General features: G+C 58.2%; 11 protein-coding genes. 9 read left to right on the top strand and 2 right to left on the bottom strand.

The features are described 5' to 3' along the window. Positions 1 to 540: hypothetical protein (locus HMCN_RS18050; protein WP_025918484.1), on the top strand; the 540-nt coding region annotated here is incomplete at its 5' end. A gap of 15 nt (positions 541 to 555) precedes the next feature. Here HMCN_RS18050 and HMCN_RS0116875 read toward each other — a convergent pair. Both HMCN_RS0116875 and HMCN_RS0116870 read right to left on the bottom strand, forming a co-directional pair. Further along, entirely contained in the window at positions 556 to 1,104 is a 549-nt protein-coding gene (locus tag HMCN_RS0116875) for a hypothetical protein (RefSeq protein WP_025918483.1), read from the bottom strand. A gap of 11 nt (positions 1,105 to 1,115) precedes the next feature. Further along, entirely contained in the window at positions 1,116 to 1,895 is a 780-nt protein-coding gene (locus tag HMCN_RS0116870; protein ID WP_025918482.1) for a hypothetical protein, read from the bottom strand. A gap of 126 nt (positions 1,896 to 2,021) precedes the next feature. On the opposite strand from HMCN_RS0116870, the gene HMCN_RS0116865 reads away from it, so the two are divergent. The 8 genes from HMCN_RS0116865 (at position 2,022) to HMCN_RS0116825 (ending at position 5,354) form a co-directional block, all read left to right on the top strand. After that, complete coding sequence (locus HMCN_RS0116865) at positions 2,022 to 2,225, top strand: hypothetical protein (RefSeq protein ID WP_025918481.1); 204 nt, start codon at positions 2,022 to 2,024, stop codon at positions 2,223 to 2,225. Positions 2,226 to 2,341: 116 nt separating this feature from the next. Further along, positions 2,342 to 2,806: a phage regulatory CII family protein gene (locus tag HMCN_RS18415; protein WP_081801564.1), complete on the top strand. Its 465-nt coding sequence runs from the start codon at positions 2,342 to 2,344 to the stop codon at positions 2,804 to 2,806. A 170-nt stretch (positions 2,807 to 2,976) separates the two neighbouring features. After that, complete coding sequence (locus tag HMCN_RS0116855; protein WP_025918479.1) at positions 2,977 to 3,189, top strand: hypothetical protein; 213 nt, start codon at positions 2,977 to 2,979, stop codon at positions 3,187 to 3,189. A 149-nt stretch (positions 3,190 to 3,338) separates the two neighbouring features. Further along, positions 3,339 to 4,007 (top strand): tyrosine-type recombinase/integrase, encoded by a 669-nt coding sequence (locus HMCN_RS0116845; protein WP_025918478.1) that lies wholly within the window; start codon positions 3,339 to 3,341, stop codon positions 4,005 to 4,007. Positions 4,008 to 4,011: 4 nt separating this feature from the next. Then, positions 4,012 to 4,200 (top strand): hypothetical protein, encoded by a 189-nt coding sequence (locus HMCN_RS0116840; RefSeq protein WP_025918477.1) that lies wholly within the window; start codon positions 4,012 to 4,014, stop codon positions 4,198 to 4,200. Next, positions 4,197 to 4,556: a hypothetical protein gene (locus tag HMCN_RS0116835; protein WP_025918476.1), complete on the top strand. Its 360-nt coding sequence runs from the start codon at positions 4,197 to 4,199 to the stop codon at positions 4,554 to 4,556. The genes HMCN_RS0116840 and HMCN_RS0116835 overlap by 4 nt, the downstream gene beginning before the upstream one ends. Position 4,557: 1 nt before the next feature. Continuing rightward, positions 4,558 to 4,812 carry a hypothetical protein gene (locus HMCN_RS0116830; RefSeq protein WP_025918475.1) on the top strand — a complete coding sequence of 85 codons (255 nt, stop codon included), beginning with the start codon at positions 4,558 to 4,560 and terminating at the stop codon, positions 4,810 to 4,812. Further along, positions 4,809 to 5,354, top strand: coding sequence for a hypothetical protein (locus HMCN_RS0116825; protein ID WP_025918474.1), 546 nt, complete (start codon positions 4,809 to 4,811; stop codon positions 5,352 to 5,354). Before HMCN_RS0116830 ends, HMCN_RS0116825 begins: the two co-directional genes overlap by 4 nt. The last annotated feature ends 59 nt before the right edge of the window (positions 5,355 to 5,413 follow it).

Here is a 5,413-nt window from a genome sequence, read left to right as displayed (position 1 = left end):
CGTTGCGGCGATGGCGCAGACATGAGCCTGCTAAAGCTGGAGCTGCCGTGGTGGGCGCGCTGGGCGGCGCTGGCCGCTGCCGGCGCGATCATCTTCCTGTTCGGCCAGCTGCACGGCGAACGCGTCGCCGGCCAGATCCATATCGACTATGTGACCGCCCAGGCAGCGCAAACCGTGAAGATCGCCAGGGCGCAGCAGCTGGTGGTGACCCAGACCGAGATCCAATACCGTGACCGGATTCAGAAAATTTACGTCAAGGGCGACGTGATCGAAAAGGAGGTACCTGTTTATGTTACGCAAGCTGACAATGACCGTTGCACTATCAATGCTGGCTTCGTGCGCAGCTTTGACGCCGCCTGGACAGGTGAGCCTGCCGGACCTGCCGCAGAGTCTGACCGAGAGCCCGCCGCCGTTTCGCTTGCTGAAGTCGGGCAGGTCGACGCCTTCAACGCCACCGCCTGCCTTGCCTGGCGCGAGCAGTCTTTAGGGTTGCGGGAGTTTTATCGGAAATTGCAGGCGGCTACGAATGTGCCGCCGTGATCTGCTGCTGTGATTCTAGTGGCGATAGAATTGACCTGGAACTTTACCTTCCGGAGGGGTCATGTAGATCCCTTTAATGCTGAAGCTAACCATCACATCTTCATTAATCATGTCGTGTTTTTCACCCTCACGCATCAAGGGTTTTGATACTGTGTTGAAACGCTCTGGAGACGTCACATCTTCACGTTTGCAGCCCACACCATCGACGATGGTGCCGTTATGCACGGGGCTTGCGACCAAGTAATTCGCATCCAGAAAAACCAATTTGTCGCGCGATGCATTCGCACTGATGGCGACGCGAATGCCATCTCTATACGGTAGAGAAATACCGTTGATACCTGATGGACATGTCATATTCATCATCACCGTCCTGAGCTTATTATCAATCACCTCCTGATTGCGAGGGATCAGTACTTCGGCTAAGTAGATTTGATTTTCATGATCAGTGATTCGAATTTCAACATCAACGAACATCGGAACCACTGGAACAGCTACGGCCAAGCCTGGGATCACTACCGTGGATAAAAGCAGCGCGAATTTTAAATTGTTTAACATTATTTTCATCACTCGGTGTCTCACGATGCCTTGCCCTTCAGATCAGCAGCTTCCCGGTATTCCGCCATCGCAGTAGTGACCTGATTGATCGCACTTCGGTTTTCCGGCGTCATGGCGCGGTAATGGTCGAGCAGGATCGCTTCCTCCTTGCTGGCCGGGAACAGTTCCTGCTGGTTGAACTGGGTGAAGATGCGGTGTCTGGATCCGATCTGCTCGGCATCCAGCAGTACCGCTTCCGGAGCCTGCAGCAGGCGCCAGGTGCCCATCCGGCCGCGCTCGATCTGCGTCATCACGTCGGCCGTGACGAGCTTCAGACTAACCCCTTGCCCGATGCGTGAGCGCACCAGCTCCATGGTGTGGCGGCCGATATGGCCGACGATCACTTCGATGATGGGGTATTCGATGGTCCGGTATTGCTGGACGCCGTTGTCGTCCTTCCCGTCTTTGACATCAAAACTGCCCGGCTGATCCAGCACCAGGGCGATGTGCTGGCCATCGGCGACGATGGTGATATTCCAGTGTTCTTCCAGCAAGTCCTGCAGCAATTCTGCCGCGCCGTCGTCGCTGGTGGCGCAGGCCACGCTATAGGGCGCGCCGCGCCCATCCAGTATCCAGTCAATCCGTGCGTTTTCGCAGCGTCCGATGGCCGATAGCGCATCGCCACCCAGCATGCCGCCGAGCTTCATCACGCTCTCCATCGATCCCTTGCTAATCCCGATAGACAGTGCCCACGGATAGGCTTTTCGCCCGTCGAGCAGGTAGGTGATGCGTTCCGGAATTGACGGGAAATTTAATTTCATAAAAATAAGAATTTCTTATTTGCAATTCCTAAATTTAGGAATACAATGACTACATGCACTAAGCGATTAAGCATTAATTACTAAATAAATGCTTAACAAGAAAATGACAGTATAGCAGGCGAAAAAATGAAAAATAAAGCCAAACACAAGCGCGAATTCGTCATGGTTACCTTCGGTCGCGGTACTGCTGAGCTGAAGCGCAATTTCGATCTGATCGCCGATAAAGGCGGCTATACGAAAGCCGGCCTGGCGCTGGAATTGATCCGCGAAGGCATCGAGCGCCGCACGTCCGGATCGAAACCAAAACCGCAATTAAAAAAAGCCCGATGACCGCGCCAACGGTCAGCAGGCTTGCACTACCGTCCTGCCGGACGGCTCACTGCATCGCAAATCCAGTGTAGGCATTCCGGCAAGTGTTGAATTGATAATTGTCGCCGGAGTTTCACATGTCTCACAAAACCCCCTGCCCTACGGACGTGCACGAAGCTTTTCGCGCCGTGGTGCACGAATACGATGTCGCGCAGATGGCAGCCAAGCTCGGCATGCCTGCCGGCACCCTCTACAACAAAGCCAATTTAAACGAATCGTCGGCCCACAAGCCGACGCTGGCCGATGCGGTGCTGGTGCAGGTGATCGCTTCCGACACCCGCATCGTGGAGGCGATGGCGCACACGCTGGGCGGGGTGTTTGTCAAGTTGCCGACGGTGCAGGCGATCTCCGACGTGGCGCTGCTGGAAATGGTGGCCGACATCAGCATCAAGAACGGCCAATTCCACGGCGAGCTGAAAGATGCGCTGGCCGATGGCAAGTTCTCCCGGGATGAGCATGCGGCGATCCATCAGCGCGCCCTGATTTACATCTCCTCCATTTTGGAAACCGTGAGCCGCATCGAGGGCATGGTCGATGCGTAAGTCCGCAACTTCCCCTGTCCCGCCGATCCCTGCTGCCTTGCGCCGCGTCGGCATCACGCAGGTGGTCGACAACGTGCCACCGGGCGCCTTCGTCGGCGGCTTCGAGGCCGAATTCGTGCGGCTGTTCGCCAAAGCCATTCAAGCCAAATTGTTTACAGCGGGAGACCGTCATGGGATGGAGCAGAGACAACTCGCGGCAGCAGACGCTGGCGCTGCAAGTGGCACGGCCCAACCCGACCAGGGACGATCTGCGCGCAGCGTACGAGCGCTGCGTCAGGGACAAGGAAAACATGCCGTTCGATCGGGCGCTGACGGTGCCGTCGATTGCGCTGACGCTTAAAAACGCGGCCCGGGCGGCCATCTTGAAACGTGGAGGTGCGTGATGAAGAAGCAGCTTGTTGACTGGATTTTGAGCGTGGCCATGGTGCTGTCGTTGCTGGCCCTCGTTGCCTGGCTGGATACCCCGACTTTTGGTTGACCCGGATTCTGCAGTTCCCGTAGTGCCTTTACCCCTGTCCTGATTGGAGAAACCATGTTGCATAGATACCTGACCCCCGACGAACAGCAACGCCTGATCAGGGCGGCGCAGCAGCCGTCCGACATTCTGGCGCGGCGCGATGCGGCCTGGCTGCAGGCGCTGCTGCTGTCCGGCTTGCGCATCACCGAGTTCAGCCTGATCACGCTGGATGATGCGATCAACGCCCTGCAGCACAAATACCTGTTCATCCCGAAGCAGCGCCGCAAGGGCGGCAAGAGCGACCACCGCGTGTTCGTCACGGCGCCGCTGCGCGCTGCGCTGAAGACGCTGATCGCTATCCGCTATGAGATGACCGGCGAGCAGCACAGCCTGGTGGATAGCCCGCTAGTGGTCAGCCGCCAGCACGACGGCTGCCGGGCAATGTCGGTGCGCTCGTTCCAGCTGCGCTTCAAGCACTGGGCTGCAATCGCCGGCCTGCCGCCAGACGCATCCCCCCACTGGCTGCGTCACAGCCGCGCGATGAACATCATGCGCAACAGCGCAGCGGCCGACCCGCGCGGCATCACCAAGGAAGCGCTGGGCCACAAGTCGATCGCCAGCACCGGTGTGTATACCGGCGTGCTGCGCGAGGAGCTGGAGCAGGCATTGACCCAAACCGATGCAACCAAGCCTAAGCGCGTGAGCTTGGCCGCGCTGCGCACCAATTTTGACAAGAGGAGTTAACAACATGGAAAAGCAAAAAATCGACTGGCTGGGACGCGAAGTCACGCACCAGGGCAAGAACATCGGCATCGTCACCCAGATCCGACCGAACGTCGCCAACGGCCGGCGCTATGCCTTCGTGCAGCCGCACGATCCGGAATTCGGCGAGCGCCGGGTGCCGGTCGATGAATTGACGCTGGTGGAGGATCTATGAGCGCCGCGCCTTCTTTATATGACAAATACCTGTCAGACCTGACAGCAGAGTTCTGCGAGTCCGTGAAAAACAGTACGGCGCACCGGGCGGCTATCGACAGCTTCGGTCTGGAAATGTCCAAATTCAATCTGAGGCCACTTGTCGTTGGCCACCGTGACGGCGACGTTTCCCTGATGGGCATCGTCGCAGAGGATGACTACGAATTGACGGCGTTGGCACTGACGCAGGCCGGTTATGCGGTCGGTGATCCGGTGCAATCCGACAGCAGCCTTTACAAAAACCATTTTAAGGTTCCTGTGTCCGGTCTTGGATGCGTATTCCAACTGCACTTCAGCGTATTCATCGCGCAGGAATGACATGGGCACCCTCCTCCAAGCCTGGGTTTTCATCAGCGGCGCGCTGTCGATCTGGCTGCTGTCGGATCCGCGCTCGCGCTTCCACCGGCTCGGCTGCTGGGTCGGGCTGGCCAGCCAGCCGGTCTGGCTGTGGAGCACTTCCCAGAGTCATCAATGGGGCATGTTCGCCCTGTCCCTGATTTATACCGCCAGCTTCCTGCGCGGCATCGCAAGCCATCACCGTTCACTGCCATCTTTCAAGGAAATAATGAAATGAGTATTGCTCACAGCATCCTGACCTACACCGGGCGTTACATCAGCCTGACCGAACCGGCCGAGGCCGAATTCCATATCACCGACATTGCGCATGCGCTGTCGCAAACCTGCCGCTTCGGCGGTCATACCCGCCAGTTTTACAGCGTGGCGCAGCACAGCGTGCTGGTATCGCAGATGGTGCCGGTCGAATACCGTCTGCAGGCGCTGCTGCACGATGCGGCCGGGAGCTACTTCGGCGACATGGTGCAGCCGCTGAAGGGCTTGTCGTCGATGCGGCCCTACCGCGATTACGAGCGGGTGATGCGGTCGCGCCTGTTCGATGCATTTGGCGTGACGCCGAGCGCAGAATCGACCGAGGCCATCAAGCGCGCCGATCTGCAGATGCTGGCGGCCGAGCGGCGCGACCTGATGGCGCCGGACCTGTCGCCGTGGCCGATTCTGGACGGAATATTCCCGCGCCACGCCAGCATTTCGCCCCTGATGCCGGTGTCGGCCGAGGCACTGTTCCTGAAGCGTTTCAAGGAACTGGCGGGGGTGCTGTGAATATCCACACAATCAAGAATTGCAACGCCCAACGCACTGCAAAAATGCTGCAGCGGTTC

This window comes from Herminiimonas sp. CN, from assembly GCF_000622895.1.
In the GTDB taxonomy this organism is placed as follows: domain Bacteria; phylum Pseudomonadota; class Gammaproteobacteria; order Burkholderiales; family Burkholderiaceae_D; genus AVCC01.
The sequence above is the reverse complement of the archived record's forward strand: the minus strand, read 5'-3'. Positions and strand labels throughout refer to the sequence as shown.

Coding starts and splice junctions, on each gene's coding strand:
- HMCN_RS0116825 (WP_025918474.1), top strand. CDS start 4,809: ATGAGTATTGCTCACAGCATCCTGACCTACACCGGGCGTTACATCAGC.
- HMCN_RS0116855 (WP_025918479.1), top strand. CDS start 2,977: ATGGGATGGAGCAGAGACAACTCGCGGCAGCAGACGCTGGCGCTGCAA.
- HMCN_RS0116840 (WP_025918477.1), top strand. CDS start 4,012: ATGGAAAAGCAAAAAATCGACTGGCTGGGACGCGAAGTCACGCACCAG.
- HMCN_RS0116830 (WP_025918475.1), top strand. CDS start 4,558: ATGGGCACCCTCCTCCAAGCCTGGGTTTTCATCAGCGGCGCGCTGTCG.
- HMCN_RS0116870 (WP_025918482.1), bottom strand. CDS start 1,895: ATGAAATTAAATTTCCCGTCAATTCCGGAACGCATCACCTACCTGCTC.
- HMCN_RS0116845 (WP_025918478.1), top strand. CDS start 3,339: ATGTTGCATAGATACCTGACCCCCGACGAACAGCAACGCCTGATCAGG.
- HMCN_RS0116835 (WP_025918476.1), top strand. CDS start 4,197: ATGAGCGCCGCGCCTTCTTTATATGACAAATACCTGTCAGACCTGACA.
- HMCN_RS18415 (WP_081801564.1), top strand. CDS start 2,342: ATGTCTCACAAAACCCCCTGCCCTACGGACGTGCACGAAGCTTTTCGC.
- HMCN_RS0116865 (WP_025918481.1), top strand. CDS start 2,022: ATGAAAAATAAAGCCAAACACAAGCGCGAATTCGTCATGGTTACCTTC.
- HMCN_RS0116875 (WP_025918483.1), bottom strand. CDS start 1,104: ATGAAAATAATGTTAAACAATTTAAAATTCGCGCTGCTTTTATCCACG.